Origin of the sequence: Burkholderia sp. BKH01 (assembly GCF_025685725.1) — a bacterium.
Classification (GTDB): Bacteria; Pseudomonadota; Gammaproteobacteria; order Burkholderiales; family Burkholderiaceae; genus Burkholderia; species Burkholderia pyrrocinia_C.
The window spans coordinates 1-19417 of sequence record NZ_JAOTQT010000039.1 but is presented as its reverse complement, the minus strand read 5'-3'; the positions used below and the strand labels follow the sequence as shown (position 1 = coordinate 19417).

Sequence of the window (19417 nt, the reverse complement as noted above, 5' to 3'; positions counted from 1 at the left end):
ACGCGGGCGCGCATGGTGCACCGACGAACGAATGCCGCGGCCTGCGCCGCGGCATTTCCGTTCTGATGCCCACCGTGCCGGCCCGTCGCGCCGGGCCGGCGACGATGCAGCCAGCCGGTCCGCCGGCAATCGCCGGACCGGCCGACACGCGACAGCGCACTCAATACACCTGCACCCGCCACAGCTCGCGCGCCGCCGATTCGCGCGACATCGCACGGCGGCCGTGCAGCACACTGTAGTTGTCGACCAGCACGATATCGCCGTCCACCCAGTCGTGCTCGACCAGGTACTCGCGTGCGTACGCGAGCGCATTGATCTGCTGCACGCTGTCATCGGGCACCGTGCCCGGCGTCGCGATGCTCACTTCGAAACGCTGCAGCGTCGATTCGCTGCCCTCCTGATAGCGCAGCACCTTTTCGCCCGTATCCGGGTGCGTCGCGATCAGCGGGAACGTCCGCGGCACGCCGCCGAAGTAGGTCATCTTCGTGTCGTAGGTCAGGCTCGTCCGCTCCCACGCGGCCAACGTGCCTGCGTCGAGCTGACTGACGATGCGACGCGCATCGACCAGCGTCGTCATGCCCTCGCCCCGCTTCGGCGCGGTCTTGCAGTAAAGCGCGAACATCTTCGCGGAGAAGTATTCGTCCTGCTGCACGAGCGGATGCGTGAGCGGCAGCATGCTCAGGTCCCAGTGCAGCGGCACCGCCTCGAACGAATGCACGTAGCCGTTCGCATCCTCTTCGGGCTTCACCTTGTGCACCGGCCCGAACTTCCAGACGTATAGCTTGCCGAACTGCTCGGTGAACTTCACGAGCGCCGCCTCGTCGTCGACACGAAAACCACGCAGCACGACGAAACCGTGACGCCGCAGCATCGTTGCGAGCGCATCCTTCGACAACGCGCAGCAATCGATCCGGCCTGCTTCGTCAGCATTCGGCTCGACCAGCAGGCCGAAGTCGTCGCGATGCACGACACTGATCGCACAGCGATTCAGGACCGGATCGTCGCCTTCCGCGAAATACCATGGTTCGCCGCCTTTCGTGACGAGCGCGGCGTTGACGGTTTGGTTGACCTGCGATTTGCTCAGCATGGCAAATTCTCCATTCTTTGTTTGAAGTAGCACGTTGCGCCAGGGCAGCGCACCATCGCCGCCCCCGGCATGCAACCTGATCGGAATCTTCTTGCTCCCGTGCGGCGCCGCGTGGACGGTCAGCCGCAGACCGGCAGGCAGCTTCGCGTCGAGAAAGCCGTCCAGCGCGACGCCGCGCTCCGCCATCCGTTGCGCGGCCCGCGAGAGCCGCGCACGCGTCGCGGTGTCCGCGTCGGCCAGCACGATCCGCCGTTCGCCGGCGAGCAATGCCGTCAGCTCGGCGACGCGTTCGCCGCGGGCATCGCAACGCTTGTCGTCGTCGGCAGGCCAGTACGGCGCAAGCGCGGCGTCGACATCGGCCGCATCGCGATCGAACGACGGATCCACCGTCGAATACGAATGCCAGACGATGTTGCGCGACACGACCAGTTCACGCAGCGCGCGGTGATACGCATTCGCGTCGGCCCGGCGCACGTCCAGCAGATCGAAGAACGTCAGCCCATCGCTGAACAGGTCGACCACGCATCCCGGCGCGTAGAACCGGCGCACCGTCTCGCAGAACGCGTCGAGATAGCCGAGCGCAAGTTGTTCGCCGCGGTCAGGCAGCATGCCAAGCACCCTGCCGCGCCGGTCCGGCGACTTGAGCGGAAAACCCGGCAACGTCAGCCGGATCGGCTGCCCGCGCGTCACGCACGCGCCGACCTGCGCATCGAGCGCGTCGCGCTGCGCGGCAGACAGGCGGTCGACATCTCCGTCACGGCACAGCTGTCCGAACGCGAGCCGGAATCCGGCCACCGCCGATGCGCCGCTCATAACGCACCGCGCGCGCTCAGGCTCGTACGCAGCGTCTGGATGAAGGTTTGCCAGACGGGAAACTCCGCGGCATTCCAGATGCCGGCGATCCATTCGTCCGCCTGCGCGGCGGACCAGCCGTCATGCATCATCTTGTAGTGCGACACGAACACCGAGACCCGGTAGTTTGCCGCGCAATGCACGAGCGTCCTGCCGCCGGCCACCTGCCGGAAGAGGTCGGCGAAGCGGTCGAAGTCCTCCAGCGCGGGCTGCTTGAAATCGACCGGCAGGAAGTGATACTGCAAGCCGTTGCGCCGCACGCAGCCTTCCTCGTCGTCGATCGAGTAGCGCGTGTCGAACGGCGCGAGGTTGATGACCGTCGTCACGCCGTCCCGTGCCAGCTCGGCAAACTGCGCCTCGGTCGGCTGGCCGGCCGTCAGCGTATGCGCATCGATCCATTTCGCGTTGCGCATGTCGGAAAGATTCACGTTGTGTCTCCATTGCAAATGGAACGGGTTCGTCGCCCGCGGTGCGACGCGGCTGCCGACGAACCCCAATCGGGTGGAATGCGCCTCGCGCCGCTCAGGAAGAAACGGCTTCGGTCGCGCCGGCGAACAGTTGCGGGTGATGGACGAAATGGCAGGGCACGCCGTCCGAGAACACCAGCACCGAATTGCGCTCGTCGACCTCGGAGCGCTTCTTCAGCACGATCCGGTTGTTCTCGCGCACCGCCACCGAATGCCACGGCGTGAGCCACACGTCGTCGCAGTCGACGAGGCGGATGCCGATCTTCTTCGACACGCGGAACTGCGGATGAATGGACAGCCGCAGGCTGTTCGGAAACGCGTCCTCGATCAGCCGGCTCCACGCATTGCTGCGCTGGATCACGCGATACGCGTTGCAGCGGCTCATTTTCTGGATCGCCGTGTTGCTCCACGTCCGAAACCGCTCGATGCCGAGCGAATCTTCGTACAGGAAGCGCGTGATGCCGCGATACATCGCGCTCATCGCCGGATCGTCCTGGCATTGCCGCCGGATCCGCTCGACCGGATCGCTGTATGCGATCAGCAGCTCCTCGCGTTTCGACGTGAGGTCGTCGAGATAGCCGAAATGGCTTTTCAGGTCGAAGAACTCGAAGCAGCCTTCGAAATGCGCGGCCGCATGCTCTTCGAGGCTCTTCAGGTATTGCGCGACTTCGTCGTCGCCGATGCTGACAACGTCCGAGAAACAGTAGCCGTCCGAGCAGATCACGAACTTCACGCCCGGCTTGTAGATCTTGCCGATACGCATGCACAGCGCGGCCAGGTTCTTCAGCGCGTGCTTCTCCGCGAGATCAGGCAACACACCGAGCGTCTTCATCCGGTTCGGCGACTTGCCCGGAAACGCGGGCAGGATCAGCCTGACCTGACGATCGCTCGCAACGACGGGCAGGATCGCCTCGACATGCCAGTCCATCTCGGCTTCGATGTCGCCGGGTCGACTGTCCTCCGTCGGATGCAGCTTGCGAAGCTTGAACACTTCGCGCACGATCGCGCGGGCAATCGAAAGCGCGTCGCACTCCTCCGCGCGTGCTTGGATCTCGTATAAATCGCACGACATTTCGGCCCTCTCGTGAATGGCTGAGGATGTGCTTTTCCCAGCATCGGCAGGCGGTCGCGCAACCGCTGCACTCCTCGTAGTTTTTGACATCGCGCGCTGGCGCTGGCACTGGCACGATCGACCGGCTGGACGCTGCGCGTCCTGGTGTGCGGAACGCGATATAAGCGAATTCGCCAATCAAACGCCGGCGAAATTACAAAGCAAACGCTTCCCGCGCGATAGCTGTCCTTTCGGGCAGGATTTGTCAAAAAGAAGCGTGCTACTGAGCGTGATTGTTTCCGCGCGGTGCGGTGCGGTGCGGTGCGGTGCGGTGCGGTGCGGTGCGGTGCGGTGCGGTGCGCAAGCGTCGATCACACCGGACGGGTGATGGGTGATGGGTGACGGGTGACGGGTGACAGTCGGGAAAATCGGGAGGGGTCGTCCGCCGGCGGCGCCGGCTGTGCGCACGGCGGGGTTCAGGAGCGGCGGAGCGCACGACCGAATGCCGGGCCCGACTATCCGCGCTCGGCAGCGACACGCGTCGCGCAAGGGTTACGCCGGACGTTCAGGTATCCTGAATCCAGGCCGCACTTGCACACCGCAATCCCACGCGGCCCGCGGCACCCGACTACCTCGCACGGCAAGGCACGCCGCGCACGCCGGCCGATCTCGCGCTGCACCGCCGCCTGCACTACCGCTTTCCGTGCAGCGGCAAGCTCGAAACCTGGTCGCTGCGAGTGCCGCGATCGGGCACGCCGCCCGAGGTGCCCGTCTCGGTGGTCGGCAACAGCGCGTAAGCGCGCCTGTGCTTCACGCAGCGCGGGCTCGGCATCGCGTGCCTGCCCGCGTTCTTCGTGCGCGACGCACTCGACAACGGCACGCTATGCGCGTTGCTCGACGAACACGTCGCGAGTTGCACGCCGTTCTACGTGCTGCGGCCGTCGGGCCCCTATCCGACGCCGAAGCTGCGCGCGTTCGTCGACTTCATGGCCGCAAACCTGCGCTTCCGACCGATCCCGGCCGTCACGCGGCCTTCGCATGCGCGCTGAGCCGCCGGAACGCCTGCCCGTGCTCGTCGAACAGATGGCAGTGCTCGGCCTGCGCGTGCACGTGCAGCGCCTCGCCGGTGCGATACGTGTCGAGCGGCGGAATCCGCGCGATCAGCCCGTCCGGCGCAACCGCCGACTCCGCGTACAGATACGCGGCATCGCCGAGCGACTCGACGGCCATCGTCCGCGCGGCGACGCCCGTGGCCGCCGTGCCCACCAGCAGGTGCTCGGGCCGCACGCCGACGGTCACCGCCGCACCGCGCTGCAACCCGGCCGCTTCGACCGCGACGCGCTGCGTCTCACCGCTGTCGAAGCGCACGAGCACGCCGCCCGCGTCGACCGATTCGACCGTGCCCTTCAGGAAATTCATCTTCGGCGAACCGATGAAGCCCGCGACGAACTGGTTCGCCGGCGCGTGATACAGCTCGTTCGGCGTGCCGACCTGCTGCACCGCGCCGCCCGACAGCACGACGATCTTGTCGGCGAGCGTCATCGCCTCGACCTGGTCGTGCGTCACGTAGATCATCGTCGTCTTCAGCTCGTCGTGCAGCCGCGCGAATTCCAGCCGCATCTTCACGCGCAGCGCGGCGTCGAGGTTCGAAAGCGGCTCGTCGAACAGGAACACCTTCGGCTTGCGCGTGATCGCGCGGCCGATCGCGACGCGCTGCCGCTGGCCGCCCGACAGCTGCTTCGGCTTGCGGTCGAGCAGGTGATCGATGTGCAGGATCTTCGCGGCCTGCTTCACGGCCTGGTCGATCTCGGGTTTCTTCGCGCCCGCGAGCTTGAGGCCGAACGCCATGTTGTCGTACAGCGTCATGTGCGGGTACAGCGCATACGACTGGAACACCATCGCGATGCCGCGCTTCGCGCTCGGCACGTCGTTGACCTTCGCGCCGTCGATCAGCAGGTCGCCGCTCGAAATATCCTCGAGGCCCGCGATCATCCGCATCAGCGTGGATTTGCCGCAGCCGCTCGGGCCGACGAACACGACAAATTCGCCGTCGGCGATGTCGAGGTTCACGTTGCGCAGCACTTCGGTTTCGTCGTAGCGCTTCGCGATGTTGCGCAGGAGCACGCTTGCCATGATCTGTCTCCGTTCGTTCGTGATGCGCCGCATTCAGGCATGCGGCGCGCAATCGTTGCTAGTTCGGCAGCACCGCGCCCGTCGCCTGCCAGCGCGTGACGTAGCCGGGCAGCTCGTGCATGTCGTCGAATACGTGACGCGCGCCGATGCCGCGCAGCGCGTCGATCTGCGCGGCCGACGCATGCCCGCCGCCGACGAAGCCGAGCACGGTCATGCCGGCCGCGGCCGCCGCGGTGATGCCGGTCACGCTGTCCTCGACGACGAGGCACTGCGCGGGCGCGACGCCGAGTGTGCGCGCGGCCGAGAGATACACGTCCGGCGCCGGCTTCGGCCGCGCGACGGAATCCGCGCAGAACAGCCGTTCGCCGAAGAAGCGCGCGAGGCCCGTGCGCGCAAGCGCCGCTTCGACGTATGCACGGTAGCTGTTGCTCGCACAGGCCGTCGTCAACTGAATCGCGCCGAGCGCCGCGTCGATGCCGTCGACCATCGGCGCATTGACGGCCGCCGCCTCGACCGCGCGGCGGATCGCATCGACGTCGTCGGCCGACAGCGTGCGGCCGACGACGTCGGCAGCGCCCGCCAGCACGCGTTCGATGCGCAGCCCGAGCAGCGGCATCACGGCCGGCCGCGCATCGACGCCCGGCCAGCGCATGTCGAGCTCGCGCACGATCACGTCGGCGGCGACGGCCTCGCTGTCGATCAGCACGCCGTCGCAATCGCAGATCAGCACATTCGCACCTTGGCCGGCCGCGCTCACTTGACCGCTCCGAACGTGAGCCCGCGCACGAGCTGCTTCTGCGACAGCCAGCCGACGATCAGGATCGGCGCGACCGCGAGCAGCGACGCCGCGGACAGCTTCGCCCAGAACAGCCCCTCGGGGCTCGAGTACGACGCGATGAACACCGTGAGCGGCGCCGCGTTCGAGCTCGACAGGTTGATGCTCCAGAACGCCTCGTTCCACGACAGGATCACGAGCAGCAGCGCGGTCGATGCGAGCCCCGGCAGCGCCATCGGCATCAGCAGGTAGACGATCTCCTGCCACGTCGATGCGCCGTCGATGCGCCCGGCTTCCAGGATGTCCTTCGGGATCTCGTTGAAGTACGTGAAGGTCATCCACACCGCGATCGGCAGGTTGATCAGCGTGTAGACGATCACGAGGCCCGACACCGTGTCGAGCAGCCCCGCGTTCTTCCACAGCAGGTAGATCGGCACGAGCACGCCGACCGACGGCATCATCTTCGTCGACAGCATCCACAGCAGCACCTTCTGCGTGCGGTGGTTTGGGAAAAACGCCATCGCATAGGCGGCCGGCACCGCGAACAGCAGCGAGATCACCGTGACGCCAGCCGAGATCAGCACCGAATTCCACGCGAACGAGAAGTAGTTGCTGCGCGCGAACACCTCGCGGAAGCTGTCGAGCGTCGGCATGAAGAACAGCGTCGATGCGTATGCCTGCTGCTCGGTCTTGAACGCGGTGATCGCCATCCAGAAGATCGGGAAGAACAGCAGCAGCGCAATCAGCCACGCGAGCGCGCCGGGCAGCGCGCGCCGCACGAGGTCGAACGCGGCCGGCACGCGCCGGCCTTCGAAGGTCAGGTCGCTCATTTCTCGTACTCTCCCTTCAGGTTGCGCGCGAGCATCCGCACGAGGAAAAACGACACGACGTTCGCGACCACGACGGCGATGATGCCGCCGGCGGACGCGAGGCCGACGTCGAACTGCTGCAGGCCGAGCGCGTAGATCAGGTACGACAGGTTGGTCGTCGCGTCGCCGGGGCCGCCGCCGGTCGTCGTATAGATCTCCGCGAAGATAGACAGCAGGAAAATCGTCTCCATCATCACGACCACGGCGATCGCGCGCTTCAGGTGCGGCAGCGTGATGTAGAAGAACATCGCGATCGGGCCCGCGCCGTCGATGCGCGCGGCTTCCTTCTGTTCCTGGTCGAGCGACTGGATCGCGGTGAACAGGATCAGGAACGCGAACGGCAGCCATTGCCACGCGACGATGATGATCACGGCGGTAAGCGGGTAATCGGCGAACCAGTCGATCGGCGTCATCCCGAGCGCGCGCATCGCGTTCGCGACGAGCCCGTACACCGGGTGCAGGATCATGTTCTTCCAGATCAGCGCGGATACCGTCGGCATCACGAAGAACGGCGCGATCGCGAGCAGCCGCGCGATGCCCTGCCCGTAGAACTTGCGGTCGAACAGCACGGCCATCAGCACGCCGCCGATCACCGTGATCGCGAGCACCGCGCCGATCAGCACGAGCGTGTGCCAGATCGCGGGCAGGAACGACGGATCGGTCGCGAGGAAGCGGTAGTTGTCGAGCCCCGCGAAACCCTTCACGTCCGGGTTCAGCAGGTTGTAGCGCGAGAACGAATACCAGATCGTCATCGCGAGCGGAATCGACATCCACAGCAGCAGCACCGCGACGGACGGCGAGACGAGCCAGCTCGCGCCGCCGCGCGCGCGGCGCGGCGCGCCCGGCGGCGACGACGCGTCGCCGACCGACGAAGCGTGGCTCAGGGGAAGACGCAGGTGACGCATGATCGGGGTCCCTCCGGTTGATGCGCGGGCGCGAACGGCCTGCCCGCCTGTCAGCTTCGCCGACCCGCACCGTGCGCGACGGCACACGGCGCGGGCCGCGCGACTGCTTGCGCGTTACTTCTTGTAGCCGGCCTGCCGTACCGCGCGGTCGGCGGCGGCCTGCCCGGCGGCAAGCGCCTGGTCGACCGTCATCTGGCCCGCGACCGCACCCGCGATCGACTGCCCGACCACCGTGCCGAACGACTGGAATTCAGGAATCCCGACGTACTGCACGCCCGTGTACGGCACCTTCTTCAGCGACGGGTCGTTCGGGTCGGCCGTCTCGATCGCCTTCAGCACGAAGTCCGAGAACGGCGCGGCAGCCTTGTACTCGGGGCGCTGATAGGTCGACGCGCGCGTGCCCGGCGGCACCGACGCCCAGCCTTCGTCCTTGCCGACCATCTCGATGTACTGCTTCGACGTCGCCCACGCGATGAACTTGCGCGCGGCGTCCTGCTGCTTCGACGTCTTCGGCACGGCCAGCGCCCACGCCCACAGCCAGTGCGAGCCCTTCGGCGTGGCGGCGACCGGCGCGGCCGCGAAGCCGATCTTGTCGGCGACCTGCGACTGCTGTTTGTTATAGAGCATCCCGGCCGCGACCGTCGCGTCGATCCACATCGCGCACTTGCCAGACGCAGTCAGGGTCAGGTTCTCGTTGAAGCCGTTCGAGCTCGCTCCCGGCGGGCCGTCCTTCTTCAGCAGGTTCACGTAGAACGTGATCGCCTTCTTCCATTCGGGCGACGTGAGCTGCGCGTTCCAGTTCTCGTCGAACCAGCGCCCGCCGAACGTGTTCACGACCGTCGACACGAACGCCATGTTCTCGCCCCAGCCGGCCTTGCCGCGCAGGCAGATCCCGTAGGTGCCCTTCGACTTGTCGGTGAGCTTGTCCGCGAACTCGGCGATCTGGTCGTAGGTCGGCTGGTCGGGCATCTTCAGCCCCTTCGCCGCGAACAGGTCCTTGCGGTAGAACGTCATCGAGCTTTCGACGTAGAACGGCAGCGCATAGAGCTGGCCGTTGTACGACAGGCTGTCGCGCGCGGTCTTCACGATGTCGTTCAGTTCGTAGTCGGCGGGCAGGCCCGTGATCGGCGCGAGCCAGCCGCGCTTGCCCCACTGCGGCGTCTCGTAGGTGCCGATCGCCATCACGTCGAACTGGCCGCTGCCGGTCGTGATGTCGGTCGTCGCGCGCTGGCGCAGCACGTTTTCCTCGAGGATCACCCAGTTCAGCTTGATGTCGGGGTTCGCCTTCTCGAACGCCGGCGACAGCTTCTTCAGCTCGATCATGTCGGGGTTGTTCAGCGTCGCGATCGTCAGCGTGCCGGCGGACGCGGCGCAGGCGGCCGTCGCGAGCGCGGCTCCGGCGAAGCAGCGTGCGGCGGCGTCGAGCATCTTTCGTTGCATGGCATGTCTCCTGTGTTTGTTCGAAGTGTCGTCGGTCTTGCGTCGTTTCCTTCGCGGCCCGTTACGCCGGCCGCTGCATTCCGCACGCGCGCGCATAGTGCGCGATCACGTCGCGTATCCGGTGGCGCACCCATGCGCGCGGCTCCTTCGCGAGCCCGCCCGCGCGGCACGCCGCGTAGACATCCGGCAGCCACTGTGCGACGAGCGTCTCGGGCACCGGCTGCCGCGCGAGGTTGCCGAACAGTTGCTCGACCGCGGCCGCGACGGCCGGCTGCAGCCAGTAGTAGCGAATGCGGTCGCTGTAGCTGAACTGGCGCGCGAGCCGCTGCTCGGTTTCGTCGCCGCGGTAATACGGCGCCCAGTGCTCGGGCTGCGCGCGCATCGCGGCGTCGACGACGTCGCGCAACCGCGAACGCTGCGCGACGTCGTCGGTCAGCGCATCCTCGATGAACGTCAGCGCGAACAGCGCCTCGCGCAGCGCGAACGTCAGCGCGGGGCCGACCTTCAGCACCGCGAAGTGGTCGCGCACGAGCGCGGCGAGCGCGCCCTCGGTCTGGTAATCGGTCGAATGGGCTTCGAACACGAGGCCCGGTGTATGCAGGATACTCGCGCCGAGCGAGGCCGCCTTCGCGCTGTCGTAGTCGAGCACATGGCGGTCGTCGAAGTCGACACCCGGCTGCGCGACGATCGCGACGACGCGCGACCATGCGTCGTCGAGCCCGGCCGCCGCGAATGCTCTGCGGTGCGCGTCGAGCGTCGCCGCGATGCTGTCGCTGCGCGTGACCGCGATCTGCGCGATCGCCGCGCCGTTCGCATCGCCCGGATTGCCGCTGACCTCGCCGCCCGGCGTCGGCACCTCGGTGCCGATCACGTAGACGGGCGCGACACCGGCGCGCGCCGCCGCGTCTTCCGCCACGCGGCACAGTTCGGCCGCGCGTGCGGCGATCGTGCGGTCGTCGAGCCGCGCCGGATCGTCCGCGCACGCCATGCTCGCATCGAGGTGGATCTTTTCGAAACCGGCTTCGACATACGCGGCGACCATCGCGCCGGCCTCGCGCATCGCGTCGGCCGCGCGACGATGCCGCCACGGGTTCGGGCCGAGATGGTCGCCGCCGAGCACGAGCGCCGACGGCGCGAGCCCGCAGCGTGCGGCGATCGCATCGACGTCGCGGCGGAAATCGGCGGGCGTCATGCCCGTATAACCACCGAGATGGTTCACCTGGTTGCAGGTCGCCTCGATCAACAGCGGCGAGCCGTCCGCGCGCGCGGCTTCGCACGCGGCCTCCAGCACCAGCCGGTGCGCGCTGCAGATCGAATAGATGCCGCGCTGCGCGTCCGCGCGGTTCGCGTCGAAGATCATCCGCAGCACGGCGTCCGCGTGCGCGGTGCGCGGGCGTTCCGCGACGGTCGTCAGGCCGGGCATGCCACACCTCGTTCGGTCAGGAAGCGGTCGATCTCGGCCGCGCTGCTGTTGCCTTCCATCGGGCCGCGCCGCGTGACCGCGATCGCGCCGGCCGCGTTCGCGCGGCGCAGCGCGACATCGATCGGCACGCCCGCGACGAGGCTCGCGACCAGCGTGCCGCCGAAGCAGTCGCCGGCGCCGGTCGGGTCGATTTCGTCGACCTGAAACGCCGGCGCTTCGGCTCGGCTCGCGCGGTCGAACGCGACGCTGCCTTCCGCGCCGCGCTTCAGCACGACGCGCTCGAGCAGCGGATGCGTCGCGAGCAGGCCCGCGATCGCGCGCTCGGCCGGCTGCGGCCCGCAGAAGAACGGCAGGTCGGCCTCGCTCGGCAGGAACAGGTGGCAGGCGGCGAGCATCTCGTCGAGCGCCGCGCGCATCGGGCGGAAGCTCAGCATCTCGGGGCGCACGTTCGGATCGAACGACACCTTCGCGCCGGCGCGCGCGGCCTCGATCACGCCGCGCTGGACCGCGGCAATTGCCGATTCGCTCGTCAGCGACGAGCCCATCACGTGAAAATAACGACAGCCGTCGAACATTGCCGTATCGACGTCGGACGCGTCGACGCACGCGGCCGCGCTAGTGGAGAGACTGAAGACGAAACTGCGCGAGCCGTCGTCGCGATACGCGACGAACGCGGTGCCGGTCGGGCGCGCGACGCGGCGAATGCGCGCGACATCGACGCCGTCGCGTTCGAGCCGCGCGACGATCGCGTCGCCGAACGCGTCGCGACCGACGCAACCCGCATACGCGACGCGCGCGCCGAGCCGTGCTGCCTGATCGGCAAAGATCGCGGGCGCGCCGCTCGGGAACGGCCCGGCGAACAGGCCCGGCGTATCGAAGCCCTGGCCGCGCTCGGTGGCGACGAATTCGGCGAGCAGTTCGCCGGCGACGACGATCTCGGCCATCAGGCGTACCCTCCTCGTCCGAAGGCGGCCGCGGTGTGCGGCGATGCCGCGTCGTCGCGGGCCAGCCGGCAGGTTGCGCGTGCGAGCGGCGCCATGTCAGCTCATCCAGTTGCCGCCGTCGACGTTCAGCGTCTGGGCGGTGATGTAGTCGGCGTCGGCCGACGCAAGGAACAGCGCGGCGCCCGTCAGGTCGCCCGGCACGCCCATGCGGCCGAGCGGCACGGCTTCGCCGACAAGCCGCTTCTTCTCGCCGAGCGGCCGGTTCTCGTAGCGCGCGAACAGCGCGTCGACCTGCTCCCACATCGGCGTATCGACGACGCCCGGCGCGATGCCGTTCACGTTGATCCGGTGCGGCGCGAGCGCGAGTGCGGCCGATTGCGTATAGCTGATCACCGCGGCCTTGGTCGCGCAGTAGTGCGAAACGAGCGCCTCGCCACGACGGCCGGCCTGCGACGACATGTTGACGATCTTGCCGCCGCGCCCCTGCTCGACCATCCGCTGCGCGACGGCCTGCATCAGGAAGAACAGCCCTTTCACGTTGACCGCGAACAGCCGGTCGAACACGTCCCACGATTCGTCGAGGATCGGGCGCATGTCGAACAGCGCCGCGTTGTTGAACAGGATGTCGACGCCGCCGAAACGCTCGACGGCAGTGGCGACGATCCGCTCGATGTCGTCGCGGCGCGTGACGTCCGCGGTGACGGCCACCGCGCGGCCGGGGTTCGCTTCGATGAGCCGCGCAAGCGAGCCGCCTGCCGGCTTCACGTCGACGAGCACGCAGCGCGCGCCCTCGTCCAGATAGCGTTGCGCGACCGCCTCGCCGATGCCGCTTGCGGCGCCCGTCAGGATCGCGACCTTGTCTTCCAGTCTCACTGGCTGTCTCCGGTTCGTTCTGCTGTACGACGATCGCGAGGTGAGCGAACGCTCGCCGACCGATCAATTGCTCTGTTGTTGATCGAATGATCGGATACGCGATTCGCGCTGTCAAGGCGACGCGACGGCTTTCTATGACGCGCTGCGGCACAACGGCGCATGGCGACGGCCCGTGGCGCATGCCCGGCAAGGCGCGGCGCGCGCGGTGCGGTGCGGCCGGATCGACGATGAAGGGGACGGAGCGTGGACGGAATGGGGAATTCGCGCTGCACGGCGCGACGATACGTTATATCATCGCCGTACTCCGTTTCACTGCCTGCTTTACGCCATGGCTACCTCATCGCCCATTGACGCCCGGCTGTCCCGGGCCGACGCATTCGCCGCCGAGCACGGGCTCGCGTGGACGCCGCTGCGCCGCCAGGTCTACGAACGCGTGCTGGCCGCGCAGCGCCCGATCGGCGCGTACGACCTGCTCGCCGAACTCGAACCGCAGCGCGGCCGCGTGCCGCCCACGACCGTCTATCGCGCGCTGGATTTCCTCGTCGAGCACGGCTTCATCCACCGGATCGAATCGAAGAACGCGTTCTTCGCATGCTGCGAGATCGGCGTGCCGCATGAAGGCCAGTTCCTGATCTGCGATTCGTGCGGCGACACCGTCGAGATTCCCGGCGGCGACCTCGCGAAACAGTTGTCCGCGAGCGAGCCCGCGCACGGTTTCGAAGTCCACCATCAGGTCGTCGAGCTGAGCGGCCTGTGCGGGCACTGCAAGCGCAAGCCCGTACAACGCTGACGCCGCATCGCGCGGCGCATGCGCCGCCCCTTTCAACGAGGAGTTTCATGTTCATTGCCTTGAAGCGCGCGCCGCGGCGCGCCCTGTCGCCTGTCCGCTGGCTTGCCGCCGCTGCCGCCGCGCTGTCGCTCGCGGCGCCCGCATTCGCGCAGGCCGCGACCGTCAACGTCGTCGCCGCCGAGAATTTCTACGGCGATGTCGCGTCGCAGATCGGCGGCCGCCACGTCGCGGTAACGAGCATCCTCAGCAACCCCGACCAGGATCCGCACCTGTTCGAAGCGAGCCCGAAGACCGCCCGCGCGCTCCAGCATGCGCAGGTCGTGATCTACAACGGCGCCGACTACGATCCGTGGATGGGCAAGCTGCTCGGCGCGTCGAAGCAGGCGAAGCGCGCGACGATCGTCGTCGCCGATCTCGTCGGCAAGAAGGCCGGCGACAACCCGCACCTGTGGTACGACCCGGCGACGATGCCGGCCGCCGCGCGCGCAATCGCGGCCGAGCTCGGCCGCGCCGACCCCGCGAACAAGGCCGACTACGACGCGAACCTGCAGAAGTTCGTCGCGTCGCTGAAGCCCGTCGACGACAAGGTCGCCGCGCTGCGCGCGCAGTACAAGGGCGTGCCGGTGACGGCCACCGAACCCGTGTTCGGCTATATGTCCGACGCGATCGGGCTCGACATGCGCAACCAGCGCTTCCAGCTCGCGACGATGAACGACACCGAGGCGAGCGCGCAGGACGTCGCCGCGTTCGAGAACGACCTGCGCAAGAAGCAGGTGCGCGTGCTGATCTACAACAGCCAGGCCGAAGCGCCGATGACCAAGCGCATGCTGAAGATCGCGCGCGACGGCGGCGTGCCGGCCGTCAGCGTCACCGAGACGCAGCCTGCCGGCAAGACCTTCCAGCAATGGATGGCCGGCCAGCTCGATGCGCTCTCCAGCGCGCTGTCGGCCGGCAAGAAATAAGCGACTGCAACGACATGACCGCCACTCCCCACGCACTCGCAGTCGATCGCGTCACGCTCGAACTGGGCGGACGCACGATCCTGCGCGACGTCAGCTTCTCGATCGAACCCGGCGAATTCGTCGGCGTGCTCGGGCCGAACGGCGCGGGCAAGACGACGCTGATGCGCGCCGTGCTCGGCCTCGTGCCCGTCTCGGCCGGCACGCTGTCGGTCGGCGGCGTGCCGGTCGTGCGCGGCAACGCGTCGATCGGCTACATGCCGCAGATCAGGAGCGGCCTCGCGAACCGCCGGATGCGCGGCTACGACTTCGTCGCGATGGCCGCCGACGGCCACCGCTGGGGGCTGCCGCACACGAACGCGGCGACGCGCCGCGACGTCGACCGCGTGCTCGACCTCGTCGGCGGCCCGACGCTCGCGCGCCGGCCGCTGTCGGAACTGTCGGGCGGCGAGCGGCAGCGCCTGCTGCTCGCGCAGTGCCTGCTCGGCAGCCCGAAGCTGCTGCTGCTCGACGAACCGCTGATCAGCCTCGACCCGAACCACCAGCGCGGCGTGGTCGAACTCGTGCGCAACGTGCAGCGCGAGCTCGGCATCACCGTGCTGTTTTCCGCGCACGAACTGAATCCGCTGCTGAACGCGCTCGACCGCGTGCTGTATCTCGGCAACGGCGTCGCAGCGCTCGGCACCGTCGACGAGGTGATCACGAGGCCCGTGCTGTCACGGCTCTACGGATCGCCGATCGACGTGATGCGCGTGAACGGCAAGATCTTCGTGATGTCGGGCGACGTCGAGATCGAGAAGCACGACCACGAACACGAGGACGACGACGGCCACTCGCACGGCGGCGGCGGCCACGGCCATCACCACCACGGACACGCTCATCCCGGGCATTCGCACGATGTTTGAATACGACTTCATGATCAATGCCTTCGCGGCGTCGGGCATCGTCGCGGTGCTCGCGGGCATCGTCGGCTACTTCCTGGTGCTGCGCGGGCAGACCTTCGCCGGCCATGCGCTGTCGCACGTCGGCTTCACCGGCGCGACGGGCGCGGTGCTGCTCGGCATCTCGCCGATCTGGGGGATGGTCGGCTTCACGCTCGCGGCCGGGATCGGGATGGGCGCGCTCGGCGAACGGCTCGCGGGCCGCGACGTCGCGATCGGCGTGATCCTGTCTGGCGCGCTCGGCTTCGGCCTGCTGTTCCTGCATTTCTATACGTCGTTCGCGACGCAGGTGACCGCGCTGCTGTTCGGCAACGTGCTCGCGGTCAGCCACGACACGCTCGCGGTGCTGGCCGGCATCGGCGCAGTGAGCCTGATCGCGCTCGCGCTGATCGCGCGGCCGCTGCTGTTCGCGTCGCTCCAGCCCGAACTGGCCGAGGCCAAGGGCGTGTCGCTGCGCACGGTGTCGATGCTGTTCCTCGCGGTATGCGCGCTCGCGGTGGCCGCCGCGACGCAGATCGTCGGCGTGCTGCTCGTGTTCACGCTGCTGGTCGGGCCGGCCGCGGCCGCGCAGAACGTGTCGACGCGGCTGTCGACGGGCGTGCTGCTCGCCGCGCTGTTCGCGCTGTTCGAGGCGTGGGCCGGCATCACGCTCGCATATCACACCGACTGGCCGACGAGCTTCTGGATCACCGCGCTGTCGGCGCTCGTGTACGGCGCGAGCCTGTTGCGGCGCCACTGATCGCCGCTCGATGCAAATCAAAACGCCGGCGTGCCCGAGGGCAGCGCCGGCGTTTTTTATGCGCCCGCAATTGCGGGCGGCGATGCGTGCGTTATCGGTTTCCCTTCCCGCTCATCGTGCGAGCACACGCGCGTGATGCGCAATGTGATCCGCGATGAACGTCGAGATGAAGTAGTACCCGTGGTCATAGCCCGGATGGCGGCGCAGCGTCAGCGGCTGGCCGGCCTTCGCGCAGGCGGCTTCGAACACGTCGGGGTTCAGCTGGTTCGCGAGGAATTGATCGGCAAGACCCTGGTCGATCAGAATGCCGTCCGCGAACTTCGGCGCATCCGCACGCGCGACGAGTTCGCTCGCATCGTGCGCGTTCCACGCGTCGCGATCGTCGCCGAGATACCCCGAGAATGCCTTCTCGCCCCACGGGCAGCGCGTCGGCGCGGCGATCGGCGCGAACGCCGACACCGACCGGTACAGGCCGGGATGACGCAGCGCGAGCGTCAGCGCGCCGTGCCCGCCCATCGAGTGCCCGAAGATCCCGAGCCGCGCGCCGTCGATCGGCAGCTCGGCCGCGACGAGCTCGCGCAGCTCGCCCGTCACGTACGACTCCATCCGGTAATGCACGGACCACGGCGCTTCGGTCGCATCGACGTAGAAGCCCGCGCCGACGCCGAAGTCCCACGCATCGGTCTCGCCCGGCACGCCCGCGCCGCGCGGGCTCGTGTCGGGCATCACGAGCGCGACGCCGTGCTGCGCCGCGTATTGCTGCGCGCCGGCCTTGATCGCGAACGTCTCGTCGGTGCAGGTGAGGCCCGCGAGATAGAACAGCGCCGGCACGCGGCCATGCGCGGCCTGCGGCGGCAGGTACACCGAGAACTTCATCGGCAGGCCGATCGCCGTCGAATCGTGGCGATAAAAACGCTGCTCGCCGCCGTGGCACGCATGCGAGGAAACGAGTTCGAGCATGACGATGCGCTCCCGGTCAGTACAGCACGACCGAGCGGATCGACTCGCCGGCCTTCATCAGGTCGAAGCCTTCGTTGATCCGCTCGAGCGGCAGCGTGTGCGTGATCAGGTCGTCGATGTTGATCTTGCCTTCCATGTACCAGTCGACGATCTTCGGCACGTCGGTGCGGCCGCGCGCACCGCCGAACGCCGAGCCCTTCCACTCGCGGCCCGTCACCAGCTGGAACGGACGCGTGCTGATTTCCTCGCCGGCCGCAGCCACGCCGATGATGAACGACTGGCCCCAGCCCTTGTGCGTGCACTCGAGCGCCTGGCGCATCAGCTTCACGTTGCCGACGCATTCGAACGAGTAGTCGGCGCCGCCGTCGGTCAGTTGCACGATGTGGTCGACCACGTTCTCGACTTCGTTCGGGTTGATGAAGTGCGTCATCCCGAACTTCTTCGCGAGCTCGACGCGCTTCGGGTTGATGTCGACGCCGATGATCTTGTCCGCGCCGACCATCTTCGCGCCCTGGATCACGTTCAGGCCGATCCCGCCGAGGCCGAACACGACGACGTTCGCACCGGCCTCGACCTTCGCCGAGTAGACGACCGCGCCGACGCCCGTCGTCACGCCGCAGCCGATGTAGCAGATCTTGTCGAACGGCGCGTCCTCGCGCACCTTCGCGACCGCGATCTCCGGCACGACGATGTAGTTCGAGAACGTCGACGTGCCCATGTAGTGGAACAGCGGCTTGCCGTCGAGCGAGAAGCGCGACGTCGCGTCGGGCATCAGGCCCTTGCCCTGCGTCGCGCGGATCTTCTGGCACAGGTTGGTCTTGCGCGACAGGCAGAACTTGCATTCGCGGCATTCCGGCGTGTAGAGCGGAATCACGTGGTCGCCCTTCCTCACGGTGCCGACGCCGGGGCCGACGTCGACCACCACGCCCGCGCCTTCATGGCCGAGGATCGCCGGGAAGATCCCTTCCGGATCGGCACCCGACAGCGTGTAGTAGTCGGTGTGGCAGATGCCCGTCGCCTTCACTTCGATCAGCACTTCGCCTGCGCGCGGCCCTTCGAGATCGACTTCCTCGATCGTCAGCGGCGCACCCGCCTTCCATGCAATCGCGGCTTTCGTTTTCATCGTGTCACTCCTGTCTGTCAATTAGGTCGCCCCGGGGTGGCGCTGCGGCGCCTGTGTCGTCCGGGGTTAGTGCTTCAACACTCGTGTCGGCCGGAGTCGGTGCTTCAGCACTGACTCCGGCCCCATGCCTTGCATCCGGTCCCATGCTTCGCACCGGGCCCCGTTCAAAGCGGTCGACCCCATGCCGCGCGACATCGCGCGCGACACGGCAAAAGCATCTCGTGCTCGCCATGATGGCCGGTCCCGCCGCGCACCGCGTGCGGGAATCGGTCGCCGGCTTGCCACGATGCGTCATCGCTGACGCAAAAGAACAAGTGTCCGAGTTTAAACGCCCGTCGTGAACCACGCATCCGTGCGCGCATACAGATCGACGAAGCGTGCGTGGCGCGCGACCAGCAGGCGGTCGTCGCGCGGCGCGGCGACCGGCGACGCGGCCGGCGCCAGCGCGCGCAACGCATCTTCGCGCCAGTGTCCGATCGCGACGCCCGCGAGCAGCGCGGCACCGCGCGTCGCGGCGTTCGGGCAATCGATCGCGTGCAGCGACGCGCCGAGCGCGTCGGCGAGCAACTGGCGCCAGCGCGGATCGACCGAGCCGCCGCCCGCGAGACGCAGCGTCGTCACCGGGTCGCGACGATCCGCATCGCGGATCGCATCGAGCCCCGCGCGCAACGCGAACGCGACGCCTTCGAACGCGGCACGCATCATCGCGCCGCGCGTGTCGCCGAGCCCGAGGCCGAGCCAGCCGCCGCGCGCGTCGGGATTCATCCACGGCGAACGTTCGCCGGTCAGGTAGGGCAGAAAGCACAGCCGTTCCGACGCCGGTTGCGCGAACGCGTCGTCATACGCGTGAGCCCATTCCGAATAGCCGAGCCAGCCACGCACGGCTTCGAGCGCGAGCCCGACGTTCTGCATCGCGGCCATCGTGTAATAGCCGCCGCCGGCCGCCGCGCGATAGCGATGCAGCCCGCGCCGCGCGGGCGGCAGCGCGTCCGCGAGCACGACGATCTGGCCGCCGCTGCCCGTCGTCAGCAGCGCGTCGCCGGCCGCGGCGAGCCCGCTGCCGAGCGCCGCGCATGCGGTGTCGGC

18 protein-coding genes and 1 pseudogene are annotated in these 19417 nt (G+C 68.0%); 5 read left to right on the top strand and 14 right to left on the bottom strand.

Features of this window, described 5'->3' with window-relative positions; all coding sequences use genetic code 11:
• Positions 1-160 precede the first annotated feature (160 nt).
• The 3 genes from OEJ37_RS33110 to OEJ37_RS33100 form a co-directional block, all read right to left on the bottom strand.
• The gene (locus OEJ37_RS33110) at positions 161-1900 is read right to left on the bottom strand and encodes an L-tyrosine/L-tryptophan isonitrile synthase family protein (protein WP_263349205.1); all 1740 of its coding nucleotides are present in this window, start codon (positions 1898-1900) and stop codon (positions 161-163) included.
• Positions 1897-2367, bottom strand: a complete 471-nt coding sequence (locus OEJ37_RS33105; RefSeq protein ID WP_263349203.1) for a protein tyrosine phosphatase family protein — start codon at positions 2365-2367, stop codon at positions 1897-1899. Before OEJ37_RS33105 ends, OEJ37_RS33110 begins: the two co-directional genes overlap by 4 nt.
• A 94-nt stretch (positions 2368-2461) precedes the next feature.
• A complete protein-coding gene (locus OEJ37_RS33100; RefSeq protein WP_175919179.1) occupies positions 2462-3478 on the bottom strand; it encodes an isocyanide synthase family protein in 1017 nt (338 codons plus the stop codon).
• Between the two features lie 596 nt (positions 3479-4074).
• Here OEJ37_RS33100 and OEJ37_RS34975 point away from each other — a divergent pair.
• Positions 4075-4506, top strand: a pseudogene (locus tag OEJ37_RS34975) (LysR substrate-binding domain-containing protein); the annotation flags it as partial.
• Here OEJ37_RS34975 and OEJ37_RS33090 read toward each other — a convergent pair.
• The 8 genes from OEJ37_RS33090 to OEJ37_RS33055 all read right to left on the bottom strand — a co-directional run bounded on the left by OEJ37_RS33090 (position 4481) and on the right by OEJ37_RS33055 (position 12819).
• The gene (locus tag OEJ37_RS33090) at positions 4481-5590 is read right to left on the bottom strand and encodes an ABC transporter ATP-binding protein (protein ID WP_175919178.1); all 1110 of its coding nucleotides are present in this window, start codon (positions 5588-5590) and stop codon (positions 4481-4483) included. The pseudogene OEJ37_RS34975 and the gene OEJ37_RS33090 overlap by 26 nt on opposite strands.
• A 58-nt stretch (positions 5591-5648) precedes the next feature.
• Entirely contained in the window at positions 5649-6347 is a 699-nt protein-coding gene (locus OEJ37_RS33085) for an HAD family hydrolase (protein ID WP_174419793.1), read from the bottom strand.
• On the bottom strand, positions 6344-7195 hold the full coding sequence (locus tag OEJ37_RS33080; protein WP_175919177.1) for a carbohydrate ABC transporter permease: 852 nt from the start codon (positions 7193-7195) through the stop codon (positions 6344-6346). The genes OEJ37_RS33085 and OEJ37_RS33080 overlap by 4 nt, the downstream gene beginning before the upstream one ends.
• Positions 7192-8139: a carbohydrate ABC transporter permease gene (locus OEJ37_RS33075; protein ID WP_174419795.1), complete on the bottom strand. Its 948-nt coding sequence runs from the start codon at positions 8137-8139 to the stop codon at positions 7192-7194. Before OEJ37_RS33075 ends, OEJ37_RS33080 begins: the two co-directional genes overlap by 4 nt.
• Positions 8140-8253: 114 nt before the next feature.
• The gene (locus OEJ37_RS33070) at positions 8254-9579 is read right to left on the bottom strand and encodes an ABC transporter substrate-binding protein (protein WP_174419796.1); all 1326 of its coding nucleotides are present in this window, start codon (positions 9577-9579) and stop codon (positions 8254-8256) included.
• Positions 9580-9640: 61 nt separating this feature from the next.
• On the bottom strand, positions 9641-11002 hold the full coding sequence (locus OEJ37_RS33065; RefSeq protein ID WP_174419797.1) for a D-tagatose-bisphosphate aldolase, class II, non-catalytic subunit: 1362 nt from the start codon (positions 11000-11002) through the stop codon (positions 9641-9643).
• On the bottom strand, positions 10990-11946 hold the full coding sequence (locus tag OEJ37_RS33060) for a sugar kinase (protein ID WP_263349198.1): 957 nt from the start codon (positions 11944-11946) through the stop codon (positions 10990-10992). The genes OEJ37_RS33065 and OEJ37_RS33060 overlap by 13 nt, the downstream gene beginning before the upstream one ends.
• Positions 11947-12042: 96 nt before the next feature.
• The gene (locus OEJ37_RS33055; RefSeq protein ID WP_034178892.1) at positions 12043-12819 is read right to left on the bottom strand and encodes an L-iditol 2-dehydrogenase; all 777 of its coding nucleotides are present in this window, start codon (positions 12817-12819) and stop codon (positions 12043-12045) included.
• Positions 12820-13147: 328 nt separating this feature from the next.
• Here OEJ37_RS33055 and OEJ37_RS33050 point away from each other — a divergent pair, with 328 nt between their 5' ends.
• From OEJ37_RS33050 to OEJ37_RS33035, 4 genes are read left to right on the top strand one after another with little or no spacing between them, the layout of a single operon-like run.
• Complete coding sequence (locus tag OEJ37_RS33050) at positions 13148-13609, top strand: Fur family transcriptional regulator (protein ID WP_174419799.1); 462 nt, start codon at positions 13148-13150, stop codon at positions 13607-13609.
• A 47-nt stretch (positions 13610-13656) separates the two neighbouring features.
• Complete coding sequence (locus OEJ37_RS33045) at positions 13657-14571, top strand: metal ABC transporter solute-binding protein (RefSeq protein ID WP_174419800.1); 915 nt, start codon at positions 13657-13659, stop codon at positions 14569-14571.
• Between the two features lie 14 nt (positions 14572-14585).
• A complete protein-coding gene (locus OEJ37_RS33040) occupies positions 14586-15473 on the top strand; it encodes an ABC transporter ATP-binding protein (RefSeq protein WP_263349195.1) in 888 nt (295 codons plus the stop codon).
• Positions 15466-16248 carry a metal ABC transporter permease gene (locus tag OEJ37_RS33035; protein WP_174419802.1) on the top strand — a complete coding sequence of 261 codons (783 nt, stop codon included), beginning with the start codon at positions 15466-15468 and terminating at the stop codon, positions 16246-16248. The genes OEJ37_RS33040 and OEJ37_RS33035 overlap by 8 nt, the downstream gene beginning before the upstream one ends.
• Positions 16249-16359: 111 nt before the next feature.
• On the opposite strand, the gene fghA is transcribed toward OEJ37_RS33035, so the two are convergent.
• The 3 genes from fghA to OEJ37_RS33020 form a co-directional block, all read right to left on the bottom strand.
• Positions 16360-17208, bottom strand: coding sequence for an S-formylglutathione hydrolase (gene fghA, locus OEJ37_RS33030; RefSeq protein ID WP_263349194.1), 849 nt, complete (start codon positions 17206-17208; stop codon positions 16360-16362).
• A gap of 16 nt (positions 17209-17224) precedes the next feature.
• On the bottom strand, positions 17225-18331 hold the full coding sequence (locus tag OEJ37_RS33025; RefSeq protein ID WP_006483756.1) for an S-(hydroxymethyl)glutathione dehydrogenase/class III alcohol dehydrogenase: 1107 nt from the start codon (positions 18329-18331) through the stop codon (positions 17225-17227).
• A gap of 324 nt (positions 18332-18655) precedes the next feature.
• Positions 18656-19417: FGGY-family carbohydrate kinase (locus OEJ37_RS33020; protein ID WP_263349188.1), on the bottom strand; the 762-nt coding region annotated here is incomplete at its 5' end.

What these genes read in the sequence shown, in the direction of transcription:
- OEJ37_RS33075 (WP_174419795.1), bottom strand. Translation starts at nt 8,139, where the DNA reads ATGCGTCACCTGCGTCTTCCCCTGAGCCACGCTTCGTCGGTCGGCGAC.
- OEJ37_RS33025 (WP_006483756.1), bottom strand. Translation starts at nt 18,331, where the DNA reads ATGAAAACGAAAGCCGCGATTGCATGGAAGGCGGGTGCGCCGCTGACG.
- OEJ37_RS33060 (WP_263349198.1), bottom strand. Translation starts at nt 11,946, where the DNA reads ATGGCCGAGATCGTCGTCGCCGGCGAACTGCTCGCCGAATTCGTCGCC.
- fghA (WP_263349194.1), bottom strand. Translation starts at nt 17,208, where the DNA reads ATGCTCGAACTCGTTTCCTCGCATGCGTGCCACGGCGGCGAGCAGCGT.
- OEJ37_RS33040 (WP_263349195.1), top strand. Translation starts at nt 14,586, where the DNA reads ATGACCGCCACTCCCCACGCACTCGCAGTCGATCGCGTCACGCTCGAA.
- OEJ37_RS33070 (WP_174419796.1), bottom strand. Translation starts at nt 9,579, where the DNA reads ATGCAACGAAAGATGCTCGACGCCGCCGCACGCTGCTTCGCCGGAGCC.
- OEJ37_RS33090 (WP_175919178.1), bottom strand. Translation starts at nt 5,590, where the DNA reads ATGGCAAGCGTGCTCCTGCGCAACATCGCGAAGCGCTACGACGAAACC.
- OEJ37_RS33035 (WP_174419802.1), top strand. Translation starts at nt 15,466, where the DNA reads ATGTTTGAATACGACTTCATGATCAATGCCTTCGCGGCGTCGGGCATC.
- OEJ37_RS33050 (WP_174419799.1), top strand. Translation starts at nt 13,148, where the DNA reads ATGGCTACCTCATCGCCCATTGACGCCCGGCTGTCCCGGGCCGACGCA.
- OEJ37_RS33065 (WP_174419797.1), bottom strand. Translation starts at nt 11,002, where the DNA reads ATGCCCGGCCTGACGACCGTCGCGGAACGCCCGCGCACCGCGCACGCG.
- OEJ37_RS33110 (WP_263349205.1), bottom strand. Translation starts at nt 1,900, where the DNA reads ATGAGCGGCGCATCGGCGGTGGCCGGATTCCGGCTCGCGTTCGGACAG.
- OEJ37_RS33080 (WP_175919177.1), bottom strand. Translation starts at nt 7,195, where the DNA reads ATGAGCGACCTGACCTTCGAAGGCCGGCGCGTGCCGGCCGCGTTCGAC.
- OEJ37_RS33045 (WP_174419800.1), top strand. Translation starts at nt 13,657, where the DNA reads ATGTTCATTGCCTTGAAGCGCGCGCCGCGGCGCGCCCTGTCGCCTGTC.
- OEJ37_RS33100 (WP_175919179.1), bottom strand. Translation starts at nt 3,478, where the DNA reads ATGTCGTGCGATTTATACGAGATCCAAGCACGCGCGGAGGAGTGCGAC.